Source organism: Streptomyces sp. NPDC039465 (assembly GCF_055639315.1).
The window spans coordinates 16085-39496 of sequence record NZ_JBVKAP010000016.1 but is presented as its reverse complement, the minus strand read 5'-3'; the positions used below and the strand labels follow the sequence as shown (position 1 = coordinate 39496).

Annotated in this window: 19 protein-coding genes, 1 tRNA gene and 4 pseudogenes; 15 read left to right on the top strand and 9 right to left on the bottom strand. The window is 69.4% G+C overall.

Annotation, left to right across the window (positions count from 1 at the left end; all coding sequences use genetic code 11):
• Positions 1-109 precede the first annotated feature (109 nt).
• Entirely contained in the window at positions 110-697 is a 588-nt protein-coding gene (locus tag ACZ7LT_RS33315; protein ID WP_471239832.1) for a TetR/AcrR family transcriptional regulator, read from the bottom strand.
• Between the two features lie 58 nt (positions 698-755).
• Between ACZ7LT_RS33315 and ACZ7LT_RS33310 the strand changes: the two genes are divergently transcribed.
• Positions 756-1226, top strand: a complete 471-nt coding sequence (locus ACZ7LT_RS33310) for an SRPBCC family protein (protein ID WP_471239831.1) — start codon at positions 756-758, stop codon at positions 1224-1226.
• A 255-nt stretch (positions 1227-1481) separates the two neighbouring features.
• On the opposite strand, the gene ACZ7LT_RS33305 is transcribed toward ACZ7LT_RS33310, so the two are convergent.
• Positions 1482-2006 carry a PadR family transcriptional regulator gene (locus ACZ7LT_RS33305; RefSeq protein ID WP_471239830.1) on the bottom strand — a complete coding sequence of 175 codons (525 nt, stop codon included), beginning with the start codon at positions 2004-2006 and terminating at the stop codon, positions 1482-1484.
• Between the two features lie 120 nt (positions 2007-2126).
• On the opposite strand from ACZ7LT_RS33305, the gene ACZ7LT_RS33300 reads away from it, so the two are divergent.
• Positions 2127-3515 (top strand): MATE family efflux transporter, encoded by a 1389-nt coding sequence (locus ACZ7LT_RS33300; RefSeq protein ID WP_471239862.1) that lies wholly within the window; start codon positions 2127-2129, stop codon positions 3513-3515.
• A 119-nt stretch (positions 3516-3634) separates the two neighbouring features.
• Here ACZ7LT_RS33300 and ACZ7LT_RS33295 read toward each other — a convergent pair whose 3' ends face one another.
• On the bottom strand, positions 3635-4207 hold the full coding sequence (locus ACZ7LT_RS33295; RefSeq protein ID WP_471239829.1) for a PEP-utilizing enzyme: 573 nt from the start codon (positions 4205-4207) through the stop codon (positions 3635-3637).
• Between the two features lie 468 nt (positions 4208-4675).
• On the opposite strand from ACZ7LT_RS33295, the gene ACZ7LT_RS33290 reads away from it, so the two are divergent.
• The gene (locus tag ACZ7LT_RS33290) at positions 4676-5671 is read left to right on the top strand and encodes a trypsin-like serine peptidase (protein ID WP_471239828.1); all 996 of its coding nucleotides are present in this window, start codon (positions 4676-4678) and stop codon (positions 5669-5671) included.
• Between the two features lie 150 nt (positions 5672-5821).
• Here the strand turns inward: ACZ7LT_RS33290 and ACZ7LT_RS33285 are convergent, their stop codons facing one another.
• Positions 5822-6112, bottom strand: coding sequence for a TetR-like C-terminal domain-containing protein (locus ACZ7LT_RS33285; protein ID WP_471239827.1), 291 nt, complete (start codon positions 6110-6112; stop codon positions 5822-5824).
• Between the two features lie 232 nt (positions 6113-6344).
• Positions 6345-7946 carry a TROVE domain-containing protein gene (locus tag ACZ7LT_RS33280; RefSeq protein ID WP_471239861.1) on the bottom strand — a complete coding sequence of 534 codons (1602 nt, stop codon included), beginning with the start codon at positions 7944-7946 and terminating at the stop codon, positions 6345-6347.
• A 462-nt stretch (positions 7947-8408) separates the two neighbouring features.
• On the opposite strand from ACZ7LT_RS33280, the gene ACZ7LT_RS33275 reads away from it, so the two are divergent.
• The 4 genes and pseudogenes from ACZ7LT_RS33275 to ACZ7LT_RS33260 form a co-directional block, all read left to right on the top strand.
• Positions 8409-9149 carry a VanZ family protein gene (locus ACZ7LT_RS33275; RefSeq protein WP_471239826.1) on the top strand — a complete coding sequence of 247 codons (741 nt, stop codon included), beginning with the start codon at positions 8409-8411 and terminating at the stop codon, positions 9147-9149.
• Positions 9150-9228: 79 nt separating this feature from the next.
• Positions 9229-9969 carry a response regulator transcription factor gene (locus ACZ7LT_RS33270; RefSeq protein ID WP_471239825.1) on the top strand — a complete coding sequence of 247 codons (741 nt, stop codon included), beginning with the start codon at positions 9229-9231 and terminating at the stop codon, positions 9967-9969.
• Positions 9962-11041, top strand: coding sequence for a sensor histidine kinase (locus ACZ7LT_RS33265; protein WP_471239824.1), 1080 nt, complete (start codon positions 9962-9964; stop codon positions 11039-11041). Before ACZ7LT_RS33270 ends, ACZ7LT_RS33265 begins: the two co-directional genes overlap by 8 nt.
• A gap of 150 nt (positions 11042-11191) precedes the next feature.
• Positions 11192-11333: pseudogene (locus ACZ7LT_RS33260) on the top strand (IS5/IS1182 family transposase); the annotation flags it as partial.
• Between the two features lie 76 nt (positions 11334-11409).
• Here ACZ7LT_RS33260 and ACZ7LT_RS33255 read toward each other — a convergent pair.
• Together ACZ7LT_RS33255 and ACZ7LT_RS33250 are read right to left on the bottom strand one after the other, a co-directional pair.
• Positions 11410-11839: pseudogene (locus ACZ7LT_RS33255) on the bottom strand (dihydrofolate reductase family protein); the annotation flags it as partial.
• Between the two features lie 66 nt (positions 11840-11905).
• A complete protein-coding gene (locus ACZ7LT_RS33250; protein WP_471239823.1) occupies positions 11906-12301 on the bottom strand; it encodes a hypothetical protein in 396 nt (131 codons plus the stop codon).
• A 185-nt stretch (positions 12302-12486) separates the two neighbouring features.
• Here ACZ7LT_RS33250 and ACZ7LT_RS33245 point away from each other — a divergent pair.
• From ACZ7LT_RS33245 to ACZ7LT_RS33235, 3 genes and pseudogenes are all read left to right on the top strand, one after another.
• Positions 12487-12748: pseudogene (locus tag ACZ7LT_RS33245) on the top strand (hypothetical protein); the annotation flags it as partial.
• 53 nt (positions 12749-12801) lie between these two features.
• On the top strand, positions 12802-13275 hold the full coding sequence (locus ACZ7LT_RS33240) for a GNAT family N-acetyltransferase (protein WP_471239822.1): 474 nt from the start codon (positions 12802-12804) through the stop codon (positions 13273-13275).
• Between the two features lie 304 nt (positions 13276-13579).
• Positions 13580-13882: a hypothetical protein gene (locus ACZ7LT_RS33235; protein ID WP_471239821.1), complete on the top strand. Its 303-nt coding sequence runs from the start codon at positions 13580-13582 to the stop codon at positions 13880-13882.
• A gap of 91 nt (positions 13883-13973) precedes the next feature.
• Here the strand turns inward: ACZ7LT_RS33235 and ACZ7LT_RS33230 are convergent, their stop codons facing one another.
• The gene (locus ACZ7LT_RS33230; protein WP_471239820.1) at positions 13974-16310 is read right to left on the bottom strand and encodes a WD40/YVTN/BNR-like repeat-containing protein; all 2337 of its coding nucleotides are present in this window, start codon (positions 16308-16310) and stop codon (positions 13974-13976) included.
• Between the two features lie 904 nt (positions 16311-17214).
• Between ACZ7LT_RS33230 and ACZ7LT_RS33225 the strand changes: the two genes are divergently transcribed.
• The 5 genes and pseudogenes from ACZ7LT_RS33225 (at position 17215) to ACZ7LT_RS33205 (ending at position 22370) form a co-directional block, all read left to right on the top strand.
• Positions 17215-18252 carry a PP2C family protein-serine/threonine phosphatase gene (locus ACZ7LT_RS33225; RefSeq protein WP_471239819.1) on the top strand — a complete coding sequence of 346 codons (1038 nt, stop codon included), beginning with the start codon at positions 17215-17217 and terminating at the stop codon, positions 18250-18252.
• Positions 18253-18567: 315 nt separating this feature from the next.
• Positions 18568-18851 (top strand): annotated as a pseudogene (locus tag ACZ7LT_RS33220) (ATP-binding protein); the annotation flags it as partial.
• Between the two features lie 1457 nt (positions 18852-20308).
• Positions 20309-21346, top strand: a complete 1038-nt coding sequence (locus ACZ7LT_RS33215; protein ID WP_471239818.1) for a winged helix-turn-helix domain-containing protein — start codon at positions 20309-20311, stop codon at positions 21344-21346.
• Between the two features lie 297 nt (positions 21347-21643).
• Positions 21644-22303 carry a transposase family protein gene (locus ACZ7LT_RS33210; RefSeq protein ID WP_471239817.1) on the top strand — a complete coding sequence of 220 codons (660 nt, stop codon included), beginning with the start codon at positions 21644-21646 and terminating at the stop codon, positions 22301-22303.
• A tRNA-Trp gene (locus ACZ7LT_RS33205) sits at positions 22294-22370 on the top strand. Before ACZ7LT_RS33210 ends, ACZ7LT_RS33205 begins: the two co-directional genes overlap by 10 nt.
• Before the next feature lie 623 nt (positions 22371-22993).
• Here ACZ7LT_RS33205 and ACZ7LT_RS33200 read toward each other — a convergent pair.
• A complete protein-coding gene (locus tag ACZ7LT_RS33200) occupies positions 22994-23332 on the bottom strand; it encodes a thioredoxin family protein (protein WP_471239816.1) in 339 nt (112 codons plus the stop codon).
• Positions 23333-23412: the final 80 nt, after the last annotated feature.

The following is a 23412-nucleotide window of genomic DNA, read 5'->3' as shown; positions in this document are numbered from 1 at the left end:
AGATCGGACACGACGATCCGGCAAGGGTACGGGGCCGCCAGCTGCGGATGCGGATGCGGATGGGGATGGAGGGAGGGGCTCGGCGCCCAGACCGCCCTCGGCAGGGCCGCTACCCGGTGTGGAGCATGCTCGCGGTGGATTCCTCGGCGAGATCCTCGGCGTGCGGCGGCAGTGGCTGTCCGGCGCGCAGGTGGCGGCGGATCACGGCGAGCGGCAGGTCGATCAGTGCGAGGGCGATCAGGTCCGCGTCCTTGGGCCCGCTGAGGCCGAGTGCTTCGCCGAGCTCGCCGAGGCGCGCGAAGACGCGCTGGTTCCCCTGGTCGGCGCGGTTTCGGTGCTCCTCGGACCAGTTGGCGCGGCCGAACTCCTCGGGGCCGTGCAGGAGTAGCGCGGCCTCCTGCGGATGGGCCCGGCTCCAGGCGACGACGTGCCGGGCGGCGGCGCAGGCGGCCCGGCGGGGGTCGGGATCGGCGTCGAGCGCGTCGAGGTAGCTGTGCTGGAAGCCCTCGACAGTACGTAGCCACACCTCGGCGAGCAGGGCGGGGCGCCCCGGGAAGCGGTGGTAGACGGATCCGCTGGGCGCGCCGACCGCTTGGGCGACGGCGGACATGGTCACTGTGGCCGGGCCGCCGGAGGCGGCGAGGCGGACGGCGGCGTCGAGGAGCAGTTCGGCGTCGAAGCGGGGTGGTCTCGGCATGAATCAGAGAGTACTCTCCATATCAATTAGAGATTGTTCTCCAATTGAAGGAGCGGCTATGCCCGTCCACAACGTGCACGAACGCCTGCTGCCGATGAAAGCGGCCGAGGTCGGCAGCCTCCTCGACACACTGGCGGACGGAGACTTGGACCGACTCTGGCCGCACGAGACATGGCCCGCGATGACGTTCGACCGCCCTCTGTCGGCGGGCGCGACCGGCGGCCACGGCCCGGTCCGCTACACGGTCGCCGCGTACGTGCCGGGCACCTGGATCCGATTCACCTTCAGCGGACCGCGGGGCTTCCACGGCTTCCACGAGTACGCCGTGCTGCCGGTCGACGAGGAGCACACGATGCTGCGGCACACCCTCTCGATGCGTGTCACCGGAATCGCCCGCCTCAGCTGGCCCTTGGCCTTCCGCTGGTTCCACGACGCCCTCCTGGAAGACAGCCTGGACCGCGCCGATCCCCGCCCCGAGCGGGCCCACTGGTCCACGTACGTCCGCCTCTTGCGCGCCCTGGCCCGCTAAGGGCTGCGCCCCAACACCCCCGGAACACCACCTCATGGGCGACGCCGGATGGCCGCCCAACCTCTACGTCGTCCAGAGCGCGAGCGACTTCCCGCCAGGAGCTGACGTCCGGGCCATACCCGGGGGAGGGTTACTGACGTCGCCGGGAAGAAATCGACCAGTCCGGGAACGTCATCCGTCTTCCCTGCCCCGCGCCGACGGACCTCTCGTCGTTGACCATCCTTTAGCGGGATGGGCGCCGCCATCGGTCCGCGCTTAGCGCTCCAGGCTGTCGATGGCCTCGGCCAGCCACTTCTTCTCCTCGGTGCCGGTGGCGCGAGCGATGCGCAGCATGCCCTGCCGGAAGACGCTGGGCGCCGCCTCGGCTCGCACGGGCTCGCCATCGCGGTAGAAGAAGCTCGCCGGGATGTCGAGGAAGGTCTGCCGGCGACGCAGCACCGCAGCCTGCTCGGCGCGGTCCGGGAGATGGTGCAGGAACGCCAGCAGAGTGAAGAAGCGCTGCCCGTCGGTGATTTCGGCCTCCTTGGGGTGCCGCAATCGGGCCAGCAGTTCAGTGCGGCCCGCCTCGGTGAGGGACAGGATCCGGCGGGGCGCGGCACCGCTTCCAGGCTCGGTGCGCTGCTCGACCAGACCTGCTTTCACCAGCCGGGAGATGGCCGGATACAGCGCTCCGTCACTTACCGGGCGGATGTGGCCACTGAGGCCCTGAATACGGGCTTTCACCTCGTATCCGTGCAGGGGCTCCTCGAAGAGGAAACCCAGAATCGACAGCTCCAGCATGCCCCGACCTCCTTCCTGCGCCTGTCGGCGCGCTTGCCCGTCCCGTCCCGTCATGCTATCTCTTTTCGCTGTACCTCGATTAGAGGTACAGCGAAAAGAGGGGCAGTCATGGGGGCGGTCATGGGGGCAGCGGAACACCGGCGCAGGCTGGTGTCGCTCGCGTATCCGGTCTACTTCGAGCTTCTCGCGGGGGTCGCGGCCGGGATCATCAACATGGCCTGGGTGGCGCGGCTCGGCGGGGGCGCCGTCGCCGCGGTGGCTGTCGCCACGAATGTCGAGAACCTGCTGCTCGGCGTCATCCTCGTCGCCGGCTCGGGCACGACTGTGCTCGTCGCGCGAGCCAGGGGAGCGGAGGATCCGGCAGCGATGCGCTCCGCCGTGCGCGGCGGATGGGTCCTGTGGGTGCTCGTCACCCCCTTGGTCGCCATCGGTGGATACCTGTGCCGCGACCCGCTCGCCCACCTCGTACTCGGCGGCAGCGGCAGCGACTCGCTTCCCCTCGCCACTGGCTATTTCTCGATCGCGTTGCCGGGAATCGCGGTGTTCTTCGCCACCAACGTCGTCGACGGCATTCTCAAAGGTGCGGGCGACACCCGCACCCCGATGAAGCTCGCGATCCTTGCGAACGGACTGATTCTCGGGCTGGATCCCTTGTTCATCCTGGGATTCGACCTCGGGGTGCGTGGGGCGGCGATCGCCACAGTGCTGGGCCGGGCGGTCGCGCTCATGTGCGGTTTCGTGGCGCTGCACCGCAACGGCGTGCTGCGACAGGCAGCCCAGGCGGCCCCGCACCGGGCCGGTTCGCTCAGTGCCGATGCGCGCAGGACGGCTGCGACCGGGCTTCCCATGTCGGCTGACTTCGTCGTACGGATGGCAGGGGCGCTCGCACTCGTCGCCATCGTCGCCCGGATCGGCGTCAGCGAGGTCGCCGCGTACGGGATCGCGACGAAGGCGATGTACGTCGCGACCATGGCCTTCTACGCGATTCGCCAGGCTGCCGCCATCCGCACCGCCCATCTGCTCGGTGCCGGACGCGACGAGCGGCGGGCCATCGGACGACAGGTGTTGCTCCTCGCCGGATCGCTGGGGCTCACGGCTCTGCTGACACTGCTCACCGTCGGGCCGTGGATCATGCGGGCCTTCGGCAGCGAGGGAGAGGTGGCCGAGGCGGGGGTACTCTATCTGCGCTGCCTGGGGCCGTACTTGGTGCTTCTCGCTTGCTTCATCGCGCTGGGCGGGGTGTTCGAGGGCAGTGGTGGCAGCGCCGCCCTTGCACGGATCACCGCGTGCGGCGTGGCACTCCAACTCGTGCTTGCATACTGTCTGTCGGGTTCGGGGCTGCCTGGCATCTGCCTGGCCCTGGCGCTGTCCATGGCACTTCAGTGCGCAGCCATCGCCAGGATGTATCGGCGCACGGAACATCCGACAGCCACTGACTGCGACAACAGTGGGCTGAAGATCTCCGTCACAGAGCTCAAGAGCCCTTCACCCGACAATCGACTTGCCTAATGAACCGCCAAGGCGTGCCAGGTGTTCCCGGCGTAGGCGGAATCCGGATGTCTCAGTCCGAGCAGGACCCGCCCGTCGCGCTCCAGCTAGAGGTGGATGCACGTCAGCGTCGGGGCAGGTCACGCGTCGGGTGCGGGTGCGGGTGCGGGTGCGGGTGCGGGTGCGGGTGCGGGTGCGGGCTTGGGCTCGGGTTCGGGCTCGGCGAGAGTGACCGTGCCCGCCGCGCCGTCGACGGTGATCAGCTGGCCCGTGTGGAGGCGCTCCGTGGCGCCTGGGACGCAGATGACGGCGGGGATGCCGTACTCGCGGGCCACCGTCGGTCCGTGTGCCATCACGGCGCCCGTCGCCGTGACAAGTCCACCCGCCGTGAGGAACAGCGGCGTCCAGCCCGGGTCGGTCGTCGGGGCGACGAGGATCTCGCCCGGTTCGATCGACGCGCTCGCCGGGTCGCGGACCACGCGGGCGCGGCCCGTGACCCGGCCGGACGCGGCTCCCATGCCCGTGAGCGTCTGCCGTTCGGAGGACTGGGCCGGCAGGAGTGTCTCCACGTCCGTACCGTCCGAGAGGTGGGCGACCGGGACGGTGCGGCGGCGCAGCTCGCGTTCGTACTCCGCGCGCCGGCCGGCGACCGTGGCGCGCCGGCCGGCGGCGGTCTCGACTGCCCTGCGCAGCTCGGGCAGTTCGAGGAACATGACGTCGTCGGGGCGGTCGACGAGCCCCTTCGCGTGCAGCTCAGCGCCGATCAGGAGGAGGCGGCGACGACGGTCGCGCAGCGTTCACGTCCCCGGCCCCGCCTTGGCAGTGGTCGTACGCAAAGGCGGCAGCCGTCGGGGCGGGAGCGTCGAACTTCTCAGCCCAGCGGGTGAAGTCCATGGCCTCAGTGGTCACGCGATCAACTACATGCCGGCCGGACGGGTTCGTTCCCTGGCCGAAGCCGCATAGCTTCTTGCCGTCACCCGTCTTCGCTGGCGACAGGCGGCCAGGATCCCAAGCCGGCCTTGCCTGGCCGATCCTTGGCGCTCAGAAGTCCACGATCTCCGTGTAGGGGCGCCTCGCCACCGACGTGCGAGGTTCGCTCGTCGGTGGTCTCATCGAATGAGGGGGCGGTCTCGGCCTACTGATAGGCCAACGCGATTCCACCCCAATGCAGGGACACACTCATGTCGCACGCCGAAATCCACAGCCACCGATCTGCGGAGCTTCCCTTCAGCTGGGAGGAGCGACGGCGCCAGCCGGACGAGCTGGCCTCGGCAGAGGTGCCAGCAGAGCTCGCCGCGATCGGACACCTCAATGATGAACCGCCAACGAAGAAGATCAGCCTTCTGGACCGGAAGGCCGTAGCCCAGGAGTTCGCGGACGTCGTCGAGACTGAACCGTACCGTCCCCCCTGGGTCAGCGAGCTTCGAACCCCTCAACGGGCTGTCCGTACACCGCCGCTCCGGGTGACACACCACGACGCCGACTTGAGGCCGCTCACCGTATGGGGGGCTGAAGACCGCAAGACGTACAACGACCCTGGTTCGAATCCCTGGGGACTGGTATGCCTCATCACCAACGCCAACGGTGGGGCGGGCTCGGGGGTAATCATCGGACCTCGGCATGTCCTGACAGCCAGTCATGTAGTGGCATGGAACACCACCGCTGCGGAGCGGATTGAAGTCCACCGAGCCGGTACCACGCAGTCCGCCACGACGTTCAGCACCCTGGCCATGGCCTTCACCCAAGTTCACGGCTCACCCACCGTCACCACGTTGGACGAGGACTATGCCGTCCTGGTGACCCGAGACCGCATCGGCGACCGGTTCAGCTGGCTCGGTGCCAAGACGTACGACAGTGCCTGGGACGGTGACAACATCTGGGACACCATGGGCTACGCCGGTGACATAGCCGGTGGCGTCTTCCCGACCTTCCAGCAGCGCAAGAATCTGGATGAGGACGAGTGGGATGTGGGCAGCGCCCGCGCGATGACGACCTCAGCCGACGTCATGGCCAGGCAGTCCGGATCCCCCATCTTCGCCAAATGGGCCGACGGGAACTACGTGGTGGCCGTCGTCTGCGCCGAGGGGACGGTATGGGCCTCTGGCCTGGAGAACTGGTGCTCCGGCGGCAGCGATCTCCCTCGCCTGGTGAACATCGCGCGGGCCGAAAACCCCTGACACCCTCGCGGCACATCCGCCTCTCTCCGTCGCAAGCGTGGCCTTCGGGCGCAGCCGGCGGGTAGTGAAGTCGGCTTCGTCGCCATCGAATGCAAGGGGCCGCGAGACCGGCTCTGCCTCACAGAAGCGCCGGCGTTGCCCGGCAACGAACTACCGGCCAGACCGGCCCGGCCGGAAGGTCCCGGCCTCCATGCAGGCGGTCACTGCGGCGACCGAGGCGTCGAACGCCGTCTCGGCGACAGCAAGGGACTCGGTGCTCGGCCGGAAGCCCGCAACGGTCTGCTCGAACATCACCCGGTAGTAGGCCGGCTCAGCCAGCGCGTGCTTCCGATAGGCCATCCCCAGATTCGACAGATGTGTCAACGGGTCGTCCACGCACAGGACGTGCTCCTGCACCCGGCGCAGCCGCGCGAAGCCCTCCCGGTACAAAGCGTCGATCACCCCTTCCTTCCCCCGAACATGGTGTAAAGGACCTTGGTCGACAAGCCGACGTCGGCGGCGATCCGCCGCATGGTCAACACGGCGGGCCCTCAGCGACCAGCAACTTGATGGCGCAATCGAGGATCACGGTGCGCACGGCGTCTTGGTAGCGCGTACTCATGGTGGTAACGACGTATTCCGCAGGAAACACTGTTAAGCATTACCCGCCCGAGCGCGCGCCGTGTCTTTCGGATCAGGCCGGATCGGCGGTCCACGGCCAAGCTGCCTCGCGGCCGGCCTCGATGAGGCCGACCATCCGGAACGCGGCGTCCGTGAGGCCAGCGAACGTGTGCCGGTGCGGGCCCGTGGGGCCTTGGGCGGGCCGGTAACCCGCCAGGTTCCACGTGTAGACGGGGATGTCGGCCGGGACTGGTTCGGCAGGCCCGCCAGGGCCGGAGGGGGCGGTCTGCTCGTCGGTGACGATCAGGACCCGGTCGTGCTGCTGGTAATGGGTCCGTACGGCCTTCGCGGTGTGGGTGCCTCCGAGACTGTGGAACCGTTTCAGCACCTCGAGCACCGGCTCGCCCGGCTCGAACGGCACCTCCGCGCTGCGCCAGCCGAACTCCACCAGATCCGCCTGCTCGGCACGCATGGCCAGCGCGGTGCCGAACACGGCCGCCGCGTCCGCCCGGGTCAGCTTGGACCGCTCGGAGACGGTGTCCCAGAACATGGAGTCGGACCGGTCCACCAGGATCAGGGTCCGGCCGGGCAGGGGCGGTACGTTGGCCAGGGAGTGGCCCAAGGCCCGTTCCAGCGCGGCCGCCCAGCGCTGCGACGGCGCGTGCCGGTGGGCGGCAAGGTAGCGGAAGGGGAACTGCCGGGACCGAGCCACCTCCGAGGCGTCCGCGAGCCGTGCGGCGACCCGGGCAGCGACTTGGTCCGAGACCCCCGCTTCGTCGAAATTCCGCAGGTTCCGCAGGAGCGCCATCGGCGCCATCGAGGGGATCACGGCTTCCCAGATGGCGGCGTCCATCGGTCCGTGGAGCCAGCCCGCCAGGGCCTCCCATGTCATGCCCGCCGCGGCCAGCCGCTCGGGGCCGCCCGGCCCGGTCACCACCGCCCGCCGCTCGTCCGCCGCCGACTCCATCAGCGCACGGTGGGCGGTCAGCAGGTGGTCGGAGGCCGGCGGAACGGCCTGCTCCGGGTGGTGGCGGCGGTCCAGGGCGTACCGGAAGAGCGCGCCCTGCCAGGGCTTGTCCGGGTCGGGGGAGGCGTGCACCAGGTTGAGTACGTCGCCGAAGCGGAAGCCCTTGGACGCGGTGTCGTACTTGAGCAGGGACCGGGACGTGTACAGCCGGCGTACGCCGTCGGCGATGCCGCGCTTCACGGGCTGCGGCACGTTCCGCCCGTACGCCGAGATCCAGTGGGCGAGCAGTTCGCCGGGTTCGTCGGCGCGCTGGAGCACAGAGTCGATCACGGACCGGTTGGAGGGGCCTCCGGACGCCCCGGCCTCGAGCCGGTCCCGCACGTACGCGGCGGCGCCCACCAGGGACGCCGTGCGCATGTTGCCCTCGCCGCGAAGCCAGCGCAGCAGGCCGGCTGTCCACACGGGGTCCTGGACAGCGAGTTCACCGACGAGACGGGCGTACCGGTCGTCCCGCTCCTCACCGCTCTCGTAAAAGGTGCGCTGAGAGACGAAGTTGCCGACGGCAAGGAGGAAGAGCTCCTCGCGGGGCTCCCGGACGAAGGCCGCGCCGCCTTGGTAGGTGCGAAAGCCCGGCCGGGCGGGTCCGTGGTGGAGTCGTGGCGGGGGCAGGGAGCGGGCGGCCGCCGAGACGTGCGGCGCCACGAGCATCTGGGACCAAATCTTGGACACGCGCGGGGTGTAACGAGGCAGCGAATCCCCCCGGATTCAAAGGATGGGACGGCCCCGGCCAAAAGGCCCTACGGGGCGAAGACGCCCGCGCCTGCCGAGATCAAAGGGGCGGCGGCGTCACTTGGTTGTCGGAAGGAAGTAGCCGCTGCCGGGCGCATCGGAGGCGCGGTCGCGAGGCGAATCTACAAGGGCCACCGGGCCGCACGCCAGCGATTAACGCAGGCCCGCTCTTGGACTCCGACGTGGGTGGGTCGTGGGCCGGGGGCCGGGGGAGGGAGTACGCGCCGGTTGCCGCCGGCCGGGAAGGTACGAGCCAGAGCCGTGCGCCGATCCAGGCCGCACCCAGCGCTGGGAATCTGTGCGGACAAAGAATTCCGCGTATCGCGAGCGTATCGAAAATCGCATACGCCGCCGCAACGGCCCTCCGTCTCCAATAGGGGCATGAACCGCAACGCATCCCTGTCGGCACCGCCCCGCCGCACGCGCAGGATCGTGCTTCTCAGCCTGGCCATCCTCGGCCTGGCGAGCGCCCTGTTCGTCGTGCGGGGGCCGCTCATGATGTCCGCTCCGAGGTGCATGGCCGGGCGGTGGCACGGCTGCTTCGACACGTTCAACGGTGTGGTGCTCATGACGTTGGTCGCGCTGCCGTTGGCCGGGCTGGTGGTGTGGGCTCTGGCGCGCCGTCGGCGTGCCTCCCGCGTCACATCGGCGTGGCGGATGTCGCTGGCCGAGGTGGGCATGGTCCACGGGACGGTGCCGTTCCTATGGATGACCATGATGCCGGGCGCCGGGGCCGGCATCGTCCCCGGCCGGGTGAGCCTGGTGCCGCTGCGGGACCTGGTCACGATGGGGCCGCTCGGGATCGTCGGCAACCTGCTGGTCTTCGCGGCGCTGGGGTTCTTCGCCCCGATGCGGTTCGCGGCGCTGGCGTCCGTGCCGCGGATACTGGCGCTCGGGGCGGGCTGCTCGGTCCTGGTCGAAATCGCACAGTACGTCCTGCGGCTGGACCGGGTGTCCTCCGTGGACGACGTACTGGTCAACGCCGCCGGCGCCGTGCTGGCCGGGCTGGCGTCGCGCCGCTGGTGGCGCACTACGGCGGAAGCGCCGTCGGACCGGCCGTCGGACCAGCTGTCGGACGAGCCGTCGGATCAGCCTCGCCCCGCGCCGGCACCGGCAGGCTGAGTCGCGTATCCGGTGTGCACTGTCTATGCGCACGTCTTCGCATACGTCGGCGATATGTTGTGCTGCTTAGGCTTCAGACATGCGCGTACTGATCGTGGAGGACGAGCCGTACCTGGCCGAAGCCGTCCGTGACGGCCTTCGGCTGGAGGCGATCGCCGCCGACATCGCCGGCGACGGCGACTCCGCCCTGGAACTGCTCAGCGTCCACTCCTACGACCTCGCGGTCCTCGACCGCGACATCCCCAGCCCCTCCGGAGACGAGGTCGCCCGGCGCATCGTCGCCTCCGGCAGCGGCATCCCGATCCTCATGCTCACCGCTGCCGACCGGATCGACGACAAGGTTTCCGGGTTCGAGCTCGGCGCCGACGACTACCTCACCAAACCGTTCGAGCTGCGGGAGCTCGTCCTGCGGCTGAGGGCGCTCGATCGTAGACGCGCGTACGCCCGGCCCCCGGTCCGCGAAATCGCGGGCCTGCGGCTCGACCCCTTCCGCCGGGAGGTCTTCCGCGACGGACGCTACGTCGCGCTCACCCGCAAACAGTTCGCCGTGCTGGAAGTCCTGGTCGCCGCCGAGGGAGGGGTCGTCAGCGCCGAAGAGCTGCTGGAACGGGCCTGGGACGAGAACACCGACCCCCTCACCAACGCTGTCCGCATCACCGTCTCCGCACTGCGCAAACGGCTCGGCGAACCATGGATCATCGCCACGGTGCCCGGCGTCGGCTACCGCATCGACACCGGGAGGGACACCATCGCCCCCGGCAGGGACACCACAGGCGCCTCCGGCAGGGACACCACCCGCCCCGGCAGTACGCATGCGTAGACGCCCAGGGCTCAGCGCCCGACTGAAACTCACCCTCAGCTACGCCGGATTCCTCGCCGTAGCCGGCGCTCTCCTGCTCGCCGTCGTGTGGGTCTTCCTGCTGCGCTACGTACCCGACAACCCCCAGGGCCTTCTCGGGATTGCGCCCAACCGCTACCTCCTCGTGCGTACCTTCGCCCCCGCCGCGGCCGTGGCGATGGGCTTCCTGCTCGTGTTCGGCCTCGTCGGGGGATGGATCCTCGCCGGCCGGATGCTTGCACCGCTCACACAGATCACGGCCGCGGCACGGATGGCCGGGAACGGATCGCTGGCCCACCGGATCCGCATGGATGGCCGCCAGGACGAATTCCGTGAACTCGCCGACGCGTTCGACACCATGCTCGAACAACTCGAGTCGCACGTCGCCGAGCAGCAGAGGTTCGCCGCGAACGCCTCCCACGAACTGCGCACACCGCTGGCCATCTCGCAGACTCTGCTCGACGTCGCGCGCAAGGACCCCACGCGGGACCAAAGCGAACTCTTCGAACGCCTGCAGGCCGTCAATACGCGCGCGATCGACCTCACCGAGGCCCTCCTGCTGCTCAGCCGCAGCGACCGCGGGAACTCCACCAGCGAGAGTGTCGACCTCTCCCTCGTCGCCGAAGAGGCCGCCGAAACCCTTCTCCCCCTGGCCGAACAGCGCGGGATCACGCTCGACGTCACCGGCGGAGCGACACGGACCAGCGGCTCCGCGGAGCTCCTGCTGCGGATGACGACGAACCTCGTCCAGAACGCCATCGTCCACAACGTCCCCGCCGGTGGCACCGTGACGGTCCGCACCGAAGCGCAGGGCGACGCGAGCGTGCTGAGGGTCGAGAACACGGGCCATCCGCTCCCACCGGAACTGGTACCGACCCTCACCGAACCCTTCCAGCGCGGAACGGAACGCGTACGCACCGACGAGCACGCCGGCGTCGGCCTCGGCCTCGCCATCGTGCACAGCATCGTCCGCGCCCACGACGGCACCCTCGACCTCGCCCCCCGCCCCGCCGGCGGCCTCCTCGTCACGGTCCGGCTTCCCGGCACGCCGTAGGCCTCGTCCCCGAGCGGTGCCCACTGAGGGCTGTCCCGTAAATGATCTTCGGGTACGGCCTGGACGTAGCCGTTAGTGCGGCCTGTCCGCCTATCCGGCGAGGGCTTCGAGGCGATCGCGGGCATGCCTGACATCGTCGAGGGAGTGCGCGTCGAGCCCGGTTCCATCCGATATCACCGCCGCCCGGCGCCACGCGCTACCCGCGCTGTACAAGGCACCCGCCGAGGGGATGCCGACGTTGGCGGACAAGGGCTATATCGGTGCGGGCATCGGTGTCTGGGTCCCCGTCCGCCCTCCCAAGGGCCAGTCCGAGCAAGCCCTGCACGCCAAAACCCGCACAATGTCGGACTCGGCGGACGAGCCGGCAAACGCACCGCGCGGTAGCGGAGGTAGACGACTCTCGAGCTGAAGGTGCGTGTCTCGACGAGCTCGAGATCCACCCGGCGCTCGCTTTGGGGGAAGAACGGAATGCCACCGCCGACCAACACCGGGTAGACCATGGCCCGGTACTCGTCGATCAGACCCAACGCGGCTGCCTCCGCGGCGAGAGTCCCGCCACCGATCGCGATCTCGCCCTCCCCCCGGCTCGGCTCGCAAACGCTCGATCTCCTCAGCCAGGCCGCCGGAGGCCAGGCGGGCATGGCCCTGCACCGCCGACAGCGTGGTGGAGAACACCACCTTCGGCAGCGGCTTCCAGAGCGCGGTCCACTCGCGCATTGAGTCGTCGAGCGATGGATCCTGGTCGGCGGTCTCCCAGTACAGCATCGTCTCGTAGAGCCGTCGTCCCAACACGTGCAGCCTCGGCGTCGTTTGCCAACGAGTGTGCAGATTGGCCAACTGTGATGCGTTGCCACGTACGTCAGCTCAATTCGTGAGGTGCCGTCGGACAAAAGGCGCTGTTCCCAGGACAAGTGCGGTGAAGGCGACCAGTCGCTGGAGGCCGGGCTGCGCGGCGAGGCTGCTTTGCTGGATTTCGTAGGTCGCGTACCAGTTGGCGGCAAGGTCGGTCGTCATGATGGCGCAGGCGAGGTCCGTCCCTCGGCGCTTGCCACTGATCAGAAGCGCCGCTGCGAGCGGGTCGAGGATCGCCAGCGAGGACCAGTAGAGGTTGAGCCACCTCGGTGCCCAGTCGTAAGGCTGAAGGCCGTGGTGAAGAAGGTCGGTGACATGGGCGACGGCGCCAACGAGGAGCAGGCCGGCTGCAATAGCGCACACCACTATCACCACCCGGAGTGGGGTGCGGTGCATCCAAGCGATCACGTCACGGATCGTCCCAGCCACTGGTGCATCCCGTCAGGCAGTCTGCCGAGAGATGGTCTCCCTTCGTCAGCCGTGGGGACCTGACCGATGCTCGGTCGGCCCGGCTGGAGCCGTTGTTGCCCACGGGCAGGAGGCCGGGACGGCCGCCGATATGGACCCGGCGGCAGCTGATCAACGGCATACGGTGCCGGGCCCACCAGCACGCCGCCGGAGCGCGGCGGGCAGCGTGGGGACTCCCCACAGTGTGAGCCCGTACCCAAGCGGATCCGGGTACGGCGTCTGGGGCCCGGCAAGCCCCGCACCCGCCCCGACCGAGTGCGGGCCGACGAGGCGTACGCCTCCCGCAAGAACCGTACCTACCTGCGCACGGTAGTCCCCCGCTACGAGAAACGCGCCGTCCGCTACGAAGCCACCGTCCTCGTCGCGGCCATCAAGGAATGGCCGTGACCAGTTCGGAAATCAATTCGCCCCCGCCGCGGTGCAGTCGGGAGACTCGCCCCATGACCACAGACTTCACCGTGCGCCCGGCCCGGCCCGCCGATGCGCGTCGCCTGGCCGAACTGCGCTGGACGTTCAAGCAAGAGGACTACGAAGGGCGGCCACCGGCTCCGGCGCGGCCTCTGGAAGAGGCCGAGCACTGGATTCATGACCGGCTCAGCAAAGGCCACTGGCTGGCCTGGGTCACGGAGACCGGAGACGATATCTGCGGCCACGTCTTCCTCTGCCTGGTGGAGCGGATGCCGGATCCCTACAGCGACAACAATCCGATCGGCTACGTCACGAACTTCTACGTCACACCGTCGCAACGCAACAAAGGAGCAGGCTCGGCGCTCCTTGAGGCGCTCGAACAGCACTCACGCGACGCCGGATTCGACGCTCTGATCGTCTGGCCGTCAGACCGCAGCAGCCCCCTCTACCAGCGCTCCGGTTTCCAGCCACCCGAAGAACTGTTGGAACTACCGCTCGACATCTGATGAGCTCCACTTCCGACACACGCTCTGCATCGATGACGGGAATCGGTGCAGGCAGGCCAGGGTGACCCGTGGCAGCGATTGGTCAGCGGAGCTTGGAGAGGCTTTTTGGGTTCGTTCCGCAGTTTCGGAACGGCCTGAACGATCTCGTGCATGGTTGGGGGTCGGGCATCGTGTCGAGTACGCCCTGTTCCGGATGGCTGCTCCGAATGGCTGCTCCGATGTGCCCGGCCGGCCTGACCTGCTTAGCGTCGTACTGCCGTGCCGCACAGGCTGCGGCGCACCGCGGCGATTGAGAGGAACTCCCATGGCAGTCGTGATGACCTTTGTGTGGCCCGAGATCACGCGAGAGGTGTACGACGCGGCGCGTAACCAGGTGGGCTGGGAAGACGACGCTCCGGACGGGTTCGTGATGCATATGGGCTGGTTCGCCGACGACGGCTTCCACGTGGCCGACGTCTGGGAGACGGAGGATCACTTCAGGCGGTTCATCGCCGACAGGGTCGCACCCGTGGTCAAGGGGCAATTGGGCATCACGACTGAGCCCCAGGTGACGTTCGCCCCCCTCTACCGCCGCTTCATCGCCCCGGACGCCAGCGGCGCCGCCTGAACGGACCTCGAACTTGTCCGGGCGACGCGTTCGAAGCTAGTCATGCCCGTCAGACCCTGCTGGCCGCCCGGACTCGTTGGTCGCGGCGGGCTCAGTCGACGGGGATCTCCCAGACGCCGCGGTTGCGGGTTCCGGCCCGCAGTACGCGGGCGGTCGGGTGCAGCACGATGTCGCCGACGAGCACGTTGGGCAGCCGGTCGGCGAAGGTCTGCCAGGTGGCACCGCCGTCGGTGCTCCGGTAGACGCCCAGGTCGGCGGCGACCCAGACCTGGTCAGGGTCGAGCGGGTCGACCTCCAGGGCGTTGAGCGGCAGCGGCGGCAGTCCGGCGGAGCGGTCGGTCCAGGAGGCGCCGCCGTCGGTGGACTGCCAGATGCGGCCGCCCCCGATGGTGCTGTGCGTGACCCAGATGCGGTCGGTGTCGGCGGGATCCACGTGGATGTCGCTGATCCAGGCCTCCGGCCGGGGCGTGGCGAGGGCGGTGAGCGCGCTCCACGCGCCGGCCTGCCACGTGGTGCGGTACAGCCTGCCCTTGATGGTGCCGACGAGGACCTGATCGGCGTGCGGGATGTACATGGCGGAGGCCACGCCGGCGGTGGGGAACGCCCGCCGGGTCCAGTTGGCGGCGTTGTCGCGCGAGACGTACAGGGCCCCGCCGCCGAAAGCGACGGTGCGGCCGGAGGTGGCGCTGGTCTCCAGCGGCGGATAGAACAGGGACCCCTCGCCGGGCGACAGCGAGGGCGACACGTCGGTCCAGGTGCCGAAGTCGCCGCGCTGGTCGGATCGTTCCAGGTTCATCTCGAAGAACGTGTGGAAGACGGTGCGCGGATCGGTGCGGTGGACCGCGCAGTCCCCTCCGTCGCCGTCCTGGACGTGGGTCCATTTCGGAGAGCCTGTCCAGCGGTTGGTTCCGTTGTCCTGCGTTCCGCCGAGCAGCCAGGTGGAGGGGCCGTTGACGTCCTGTGCAAGGTACTCGAACTCGGTGATGACCAGGCCGTTGTTGAGGTCCTCCCAGGTGGTGCCGCGGTCGGGGCTGCGGAACAGCCCGCCGTCGTTGCCGACGTACACCACGTTGGCGTTGCCGGGCTCGAAGGCGATGGCGTGCTGGTCGGGGTGGATGGAGTCGCCGCCCGTTCTCCTCGTGGAGATGTTGCGCCAGGTCCACGTCGTCCCCGACAGGTCGCCGCGGTAGACGTCGATGGCGCCGAGGTAGACCTGGTCCGGGCGGTCGGGTGCGGCGGCAAGGAACCAGTCGTACCAGGCCTGCCCGGTGTCCAGGCCCGTCGGCGGGGCCACCTTCGTCCAGGCCCCGTCGGCCCTGCGCCACAGCCGCGCCCTGTCGTCGGCGTCGGCCCCCCACGCGTACGCGACGGTGGGGTCCGAAGGGGCGATCGCCACGGCGAACCGGGCGTACGGGAAGGTTCCGGGGGTGGGCAGGACGACGGCGGTCCAGGTGGCTCCACCGTCGGTCGAGCGGTAGAGGCCGTCCGAGCAGGCGGCCAGTGCCTCGCCGCTCGCCGCCGACACCGACCAGGTCTTGAAAGCCCTGCGCCGGATCCAGTCGGCACCGCCGTTGGCGGAGGTGTAAAGGCCTTCCTCCGTCCCGGCGAGGACGGTGCCCGTACGGGTGGGGGTGGGATCGAAGACGAGGTCGTAGAAGCCCTGCCCGACGAACGGGTCGGTGCACAGGGGCGCCCATTTCGTGCCGCCGTCGGGGGAGTGCAGCACTCCGGTGCCGAGACGGGCCCAGAAGTTGCCCTCGCCGGTGCCCGCGAGCACGGTGCCGGAGTCGGCGGGGTCGAAGGCGATGGCCCCCACGGTGAGGGTCGCCGCGTCATCGGTGCGGGGGTCCCAGCTGGCACCCCTGTCGGTGCTCTCCCAGATGCCGCCGCCGCCGGCCCCGACCAGCAGGTGCGTCGGGTCACCCGGGTCGATCGCGACCGCGGAGACCCGGCCGGATACGTTGACCCTGCTCAGGCCGTACGTCTGCCCGTTCGGGACGGTCCAGGGGCCGAGGGAGCGCCAGGTGGGGCCCGCTTCCGCGGGGGGCGCGGCGAGGTGCTCCGCGACGGCGCCGTACTCGGCGGCGAGGCTCCTCGCGTCCGCGGCGGGGCGCATCTCGGCCGGGGCGGCTCCCGGGGCCGCCGGCTCCTGGGGCGCACGGGCGCGCGGAGGCTCGTCCTGCGGGGACGGCCGGACGTCCGGCGGTCCCACGGCGCGGGTGATCAGCTCCTCCTGCTGCTGTTGCTCGAGTCCGGGTACGGCCTTCTCGACCGCGGTGGCGGCCTCCTCGCCGCGTCCCCGGCGTTCGAGCTCGTGCACCAGTCGGATCAGAGCCTTGCCGCCGGGCGGGCGGGGGCCGCGCCCCGGTCCGTATTCCTCGTCCTGCGGTTCGCGGTCGCGGTCGTCGGAAGCCTGCGGTCCCTGCATCACTGCACCTCTTTCGGCGCGCGCACCGGCGCACCGGGGTCGTCTCCCGGCTCGGCGTGTGCGGATCGGGCACCCCGAGGGTTCCGCCGCGGGCGCTTCGGAGCGGCCGCGGGCACGCCGCGCCGGCGCTCAATCGGCGTCGGGGCGCGCGGGCCGCGATGAAGCGGAGTCCTGAGGTGTGGTCGGCGAGGGCGCGGGCTGGTCCCCGCCCTCTTCGTCGGCACCCGACCCGGGTGCCTCGGAGGGCTTCGGCGCCGGCTCCCGGGCGGCGAGGAACTCCTTCAACCGCCGTGCGGCCCGACCGCCTCGGCCGCCCGGCTCGGGTCCGCCGGCGGGCTTGTGGGACCGTCCCTCACTCACATCGCCACGATACTGCGGCGGCATGTCACCCGCATGCCGGAACGCCGGCGCCCGGGTGTACGGGAGCCGGAGGACCGGAACGAAGGGCGGGGCGTGCTGCACGGGCAGCGCTCCGGCCCCGCCGGCCCGCTCCGGGGGGACGGACCCGGGTGGCCTCGGTGATCGGGCGATGCGGCCCAAGCCCTCGCCTCCCGCACCACCTCCACCGATCGGGCGAGAAGACCCCCAGCTGTCTACCCTGCCCCCAGGCCGGAGGGACCCCGTAGCGCGCAGAGGGCGACCGGACTCTGAGCATCGAAGTTGTGCATCCGGGCCAGGCAGCGTCGCGCTCAGTCACAGTTGTCCTGTGCCAGCAGTGGTTGGTCAGTGACAGCCGAGTGTGAGTGGCGCGGGCCATTCGGGCAGTCATCGAGCGTTGAGGGGGAGGGGCGGGCAGCCGACTCTGTTCGTCAGAGCGCTATGTGCTCATTGCGCAGATAGTCTGGGAAGTGTGATCGAGTCTGGACGGCCGCGGCTCCGTCGGCGCCCCGGCCCGGGAAGACTTGTGCGACTGTCGCCCGTCATCCTGACCGTCGTCATCGCCAGCCTGGCCTACGCCACCCCGCCGGAAATGGCCTTCAGTCGCCTCCTGCCCGCGGCGCCGGCCCTCGCCGCCGCCATGTGGCCGGTCCTCCCCACCGTCCTGCTCGGAACGGTCTGCCTCTTTCTGATGATCGGCCTCAGTCTCGTCTTCCCCGATCTGGGGACGTGGTGGACGGCCGCCGGGATCATCGCGGTCACCGTGGCCGCCGCGTACGGCAGCCACGTCCGGCTCCAGCGGGAGCGCACCCTCTTCCAGGTGCGGCTCGTCGCCGACGCGGCGCAGCAGGTGGTGCTGAGCCCCATGCCGCGCCGCTTCGGGAGCATCGAGATCGAGTCGCTGTACATCGCGGCCGCGGCGGAGGCCCGCATCGGCGGGGACTTCTACGAAGTGGTCGACACGCCATACGGGGTCAGGCTGCTCATCGGTGACGTGCGGGGCAAGGGCCTGCCGGCGGTGGGGGCGGCCGCGGCGATCGTCAACGCCTTCCGGGAGGCGGCCTACGGTGAACCCGACATGGTCAACGTCGCACGCAGGCTGGACGCCAGCAGCACCCGCTACAACGCCGCCTTTCCCCCCGAGGGGCCGATGGAGCGCTTCGCCACCGCCCTTCTCGTCGAGATCCCGCACGAGGGCACACGTATCGACATCCTCAACTGCGGACACCCCCCGCCGCTGCTCCTGAACCGCGGAAAACTCCGCGTCCTCGAGCCCAACACCCCCTCGCCACTGCTCAGCCTCGCGGAGCTGATCGGCGATCACTACAACGTCGACACCTTCGACTTCGCCCCCAACGACCTGCTGCTCCTCTATACCGACGGGATCGCCGAGGCCCGCGCCCGCGACGGCGAGTTCTTCCCACTGGCAGCTTGGATGCGCCGACAGCCCCCGACACCACCCCGCGAACTGCTCTCGGCTCTGCACCGCGACCTCCTCCACTACAGCAGAGGACGCCTTGACGACGACATCGCCGCCCTCGCCGTACGCCTGTCTGAGCCCTGAGGCACACACACTCAAGGTTCGCCCTGGAGCGCACCGCTGGTGCCATCGCCATCTCCGGTGATCCGCGAGCGACTGGTCGCGGAGTACGGGGTCGCGGTCAACCACCAGCGGGTGAAGATCTATTTGCAGGAGGCCCGGCCCCAAGATCGCGGAGGTGTTGCGCAATCAGCTCAGGCGAGCTGGCGCGCCTGCACCGGCGCTTCGAGGTGGTGCCCGGTGCTCAGGCCCAGGTGGACTGAGGAGGTGAGGGCCAGATCCTCGCCCATGCGGGCATCCCGAAGGTCTACTCCTTCCACATGACGCTGTCGTACGCGCTTGAGCGAGCTGACCAGCACCCGCATCCGCACGACCGCCGCCCGGCGCGGCCTGCCGCACGTGGCCGAGGCCTGAGCCACTACATTCAGCGGGCTGACGAGGCGAAGAGGGGCTACCTCGACCTGCTCGACCTGGTGCTGTCGGAGGAACACGCGGTCCGTGACGACCGCCGCTTCCCCAACGGCCTCAGGTTGTCGAAGCTGCCGCACCACAAGACATTGGGGGACTACGACTTCTCGTTCCAGCCCGAACTCGACCCGCGCAAGGTCAAGGACTCCTGCACCACGGCGAGGCTCCGTACTTGGTGGAGCAATCTCACCAGTACGCCGACAAGGGCTGGCACCTATCTGTGCGGGACTGGCGGGATGACGTATCTCGCCCCCCGTTCACCGCCCGTGGTATCACGGTCGCCCCGTCCCTGCCCCGGCCGTCGGCGTCTGGACCTGCGCCCTGCGCGTTGCTTCCCTGTGGGCCATGGCCCCCCTGGGACCCGCTGGTCTAGCGCGGTATGTGCGCCAAGGCAGGGATGCACCCCGCGCGGCAGCAGGAGGGTGCAGACATCCGGAGCCCCTGCCGGGGCGTTCCGGCAGGGGCTTGCCCATGTCCGGGTCTACCCGGCAGAGGTCTGCGGATGATGGGCTGTCAGCAGGGCGCGGTTACGTTCCCGCAATAGATCCAGCCCCACCTGGGAGAGTCGAGCTCGTACCAGCGGTTGCCGGCGCTGTTGACCCTTGTGTTGTACCACCAGAGAGGTTGACCCGCGTAGGACGTGCGCCAGAGCACGTCGCAGGAGGAGCTGGGGCATGACCTGACCGGAAGGCCTCCGGAGAGAGCCTCGGTCCAGCCATCAGCAGCCCGGGCGGGTGTCTGGTCCGCCGCAGCGCCGGAGGACGGAGCCGCCGCCGTGGTGGCTGCGGGTGTTGCCTGTGCTGGGGCAGCGATCCCCGTAGTGAGAAGCGCGGTGCCAATGGTGACACCGGCGAGAAGGGTGCGAATGCGCAAGGACATGTCTCAGCACTCCTTTTTCGTGGTCCGTCTTGTGGCGTCAAGATGTGTGGTTTGCGATGGTCGGTCAGCCGCTTAGGCGGCCCCGCCGCACCAGACACTCGAAGCCGCCAGTCCCACCCTCGGATTCGAGTGCCGCTTCGCGCTATTCGATTCGGTCGTAGCCGAATCGAGGTCCTGGGGAACCTGACCGTTCACCAGACCAGGGCGGCTGAGTGCTACGGGTGCCTTTTCCGAGGACGTGCTCCATGTGGCGTTCGCCGGCGAGAGCCGGCAACAATGGGGAGCTGACGCTCGCCCTTTTCGCCTACAGCGACCGGATGCGTTGTTCGCCATGTGGGGCACTTGGCCTGACCGGCATCGGCGTCCCCCAGCGCTACGCACTGCGTGGGCACCTCGCCGATGCGTTCCCGGCCAGCGGCCCGTGGGTGTCAGGGCGGCAGGCGGCGCCGGCGGTGCCCGAAGCCGTGCCGACCCAGACTCCTGCTGTGGCCATCATGACGACGGCCGCGCTGGTGGCGAGTACGGAAGGCCCTTTTTCGTTGCTGTATACGCGGTTTCTTCCTTTTCCCGGGGGTCTACTGAGTCCGGTTCCCGGCCGGCGGACGCTCAGCGGTAAGTGACGGTTCGACGAACAGAAATCACCAGGCCTGCAGGTCAAATCGACTTGTTTCGGTCTGCCCTCGAACGACGGCAGCGTGAAGCATCCGGCCCAGGAAAAGAGGAGGCCGGTGTGATGCGATTGCACTTCACCGCGGAGGACCTGGCGCGGGTGAAGGTCAATGTGCTCGGTCCGCTCGCGGAGACAGCACTGTGCTTGTGGAACCTCCAGCGGCGTGACGGCGGGGCGCTGTTCGGCGGCTGGCGCGCGCGTACGAGCCCACTTGTCACGGGTGACGGGCCGGACATCGCGAGGTTCCTCAGTTCACCGGGCGGGGGGCTGGTGGATCTGTTCACCCTGGTGGGCGCTGCGGACAGTATGGGTGAGGGCCTGGAGCGGCTGATCAGTGCGCGAGGAGGCCGCCTGCGTGCGGAGTTCGCCGTGCGAGGTACGAGCAGGCCGCGGGCGCAGTGGCTGTCCGGAGTGATGGCGGCTGACCGGCGGTCCGTGCAACGGCTTGCCGCCGCGCTGCACGACTGCCACCGAGTGGGAGTCTCCTCGTACTGGGATCGTATCCACCACCACCTGGACGGGGAGGTGGCGCGCCGAGGGCGCCTCATGGCGCAGGGTGGGGTGAGGGCGTTGCTGGACAGCATGCGCCCGATGGCCATATGGAAGTCCCCCGTGCTCGAGATCCCGGGTTATCGGCCGCTCATCCACGCCTCAGTCGACTTTCACCTTGCAGGTCGCGCGCTGGTCCTGGCTCCATCTGTGTTCTGCGGGCCAGTTCCCCAGCTGTTCGCCGACCCTCAAGCCGATACCGTGGTCATGGTGTATCCGGCTCTGAACAATCCGATCGACGCGGCCGGCCTATGGGTTCTCCCCGCTGATACACGCCACGTCGATGCTCCAGTGCCACCGGCTCTGTCCGCGCTTCTCGGCCGTACCCGGGCAGTCGTGCTGTGTGTGATAGCCGACCATCCCGCGTGCACTACGACGCAACTCGCGCAGAGGGCAGGGATATCACCAGCCAGCGCCAGTGAGCACGCCACTACGCTGCGCAGCGCCGGACTGACCACCCTCACCCGGGAGCGGAAGGCTGCCCTTCACACGCTGACCCATCTCGGCCTCACCCTGCTGAACACCAACGGTTCAGCTCCGGCCACCACCTGAACATGGACCCTGAGGGGATGTGGCGCCGGAACCGCCGGTGCGTGCACAGGGCAGCAGACGGCGGAGGTGTGATGACCGCGCCGTGCTGGCCCCCCTTTCTTTTGAGCGTGTCAATGACGAGCCGGTCATCGGGCACCGTGTTTTTAACGAGTTCAGGCCAGACGTTCACGACTTCGGGTTCTGGCTCAGCTTCTGTGACGCGGCCACGCTGAGTGACGGCTGAGCCTCTCCGGGCGGTAGGTGAAGGCGCCCGAAAATGATCCGTGGTCAAGGCGATTGGGATGACAGTTCGGGGCCGTGGAAGAGATCGTGCTCCGGTTGAAGGAGCTGTTGTTCCCGTCGATCGCGGACGTCGCGGTGCTGTCGGTGGACGTGAGCATCGCGATAGTGCAGGTCGACGCGGAAGGGACTGCGAACGGTGCCGCTTGCTCGGCGTGCGGGGTTTGGTCGAACCGGGTTCATGGTTCCTACCTGCGGTTTCCCGCTGATGTGCCCAGCGCCGGACGAAGCGTTGTTCTCCAGCTGAGGGTCCGCCGGTTCGCCTGCGGCAAGTCCGGGCGCACCCGCCGCACCTTCGTCGAGCAGATACCCGGCCTGACCCGTCGGCACGGAAAGCGGACCGAGCGGCTACGCGCGACGCTGGCTGCCTTCGGTCTCGCCCTGGCGGGCCGGGCCGGCGCCCGCCTGAGCTCCGTGCTCGGGGTCTTCGTCAGCCGGAGCACCGTCCTGCGCCTGGTCGATGCAGTGGCAGAACCGGTGGGCCACCTGCACCGGCAGACCCCACCTTGGGTGGCACAGCCGCTGCAGGAGCTGGTCGTGCCAAAAGGCCCGCAGCCCGGCGCTTGGTGGCTTCGACGATCGCAGGGGGCGCTGACAGCGTCACAGTCTCGGGTCGGCGAAAACTCGGTGGTGGTGCGCCCGGCCGGCTGGCATGCTGGCGGCCGCAGAGGGGTGTAGCTCAGATGGCCAGAGCGCCGGTCTCCAAAACCGGATGCCGCAGGTTCGACTCCTGTCACCCCTGCCACGGCCCAAGGCCACGGAGAAGCAGTGCAGTGCCCCCGCCAGTTCGCGGGGGCACTGCACGTCGCGGGGGTTGCAGCACCGCCCGTCGCCGCTGGAGCGCAGCACATGAGGTAGTCGGCAACGAGGCCGGCGAACTCTTCGACGGTAAGGACTCGGACGCCGAGCTTCTGGGCGGCGTGGCTTTCGAGCTCGGCTTGCCGGGGGAGGGGCGGCTGCCGCCGACCAACCGGTCCCGTAGCCGGCCGCGCCTTCGGGGCCGGTGAAGACCCGGGTGACCGCGTCGGCCAGCTACCGCCGCGCGCTCGAAGCCCACCGCGCGGCCGCCGCCCTTCACCAGGAGGACCCCGTCCTCGCCGCGGCCGGTCAAACAGCAGGCGCAGGCCCTCCGCGACTCGCCGCGCGTGCCTGCCCCGACACCGACTGACCAAGATGAGACACCGGCGCCGATCGACTAGGTCCGCACCCAGAACCGGCAGGCCGCCGAAGCCGTCCGCGCGGCTGCAATCCGCCGGGCCCGAGCCCAGCGCGCCGCCGAGCAGAACGGCGCCGCCCGTTTTGGAGCCGAACAGCACGCCCACGGGTTGCGTGACAGGCTTCGCGGCCGCAGGGCCGCGGCGGCCGCCCTCAGAGGCGGCCGTCCAGGAAGTCCCGGACCTCGGCGGTGGTCATTGGCCCCGTCCCGTGCGCTACCGCCTCTCCCTCCTTCAGCAGGACGTAGGACGGGGCTCCAGTGATCCCGTATCGCTCGGTTGCGGCCGGACAGCGGGTGATGTCGGTTCGGACGGCCGTCAGGCGGCCCGCGTACTCGTCGGCGATACCACCCACGACGAGGTCCATCGCCCGGCAGGGCTCGATTGCCTTGGGCCATGTCCCGATGAAGTATGCGAGGACCGGGACTCCGCTCATCCGGAGGATGAAATCGAACTCTGCATCCTCACGGGGTTGGTGAACTCGCTTCGCCATGGAAGCTCCTGACCTCGTGTTCCGTCTTTCCATCCCATCATCCCCCGCGCGACCGCGACCCGGGGCGGTGGCTGCTCGGG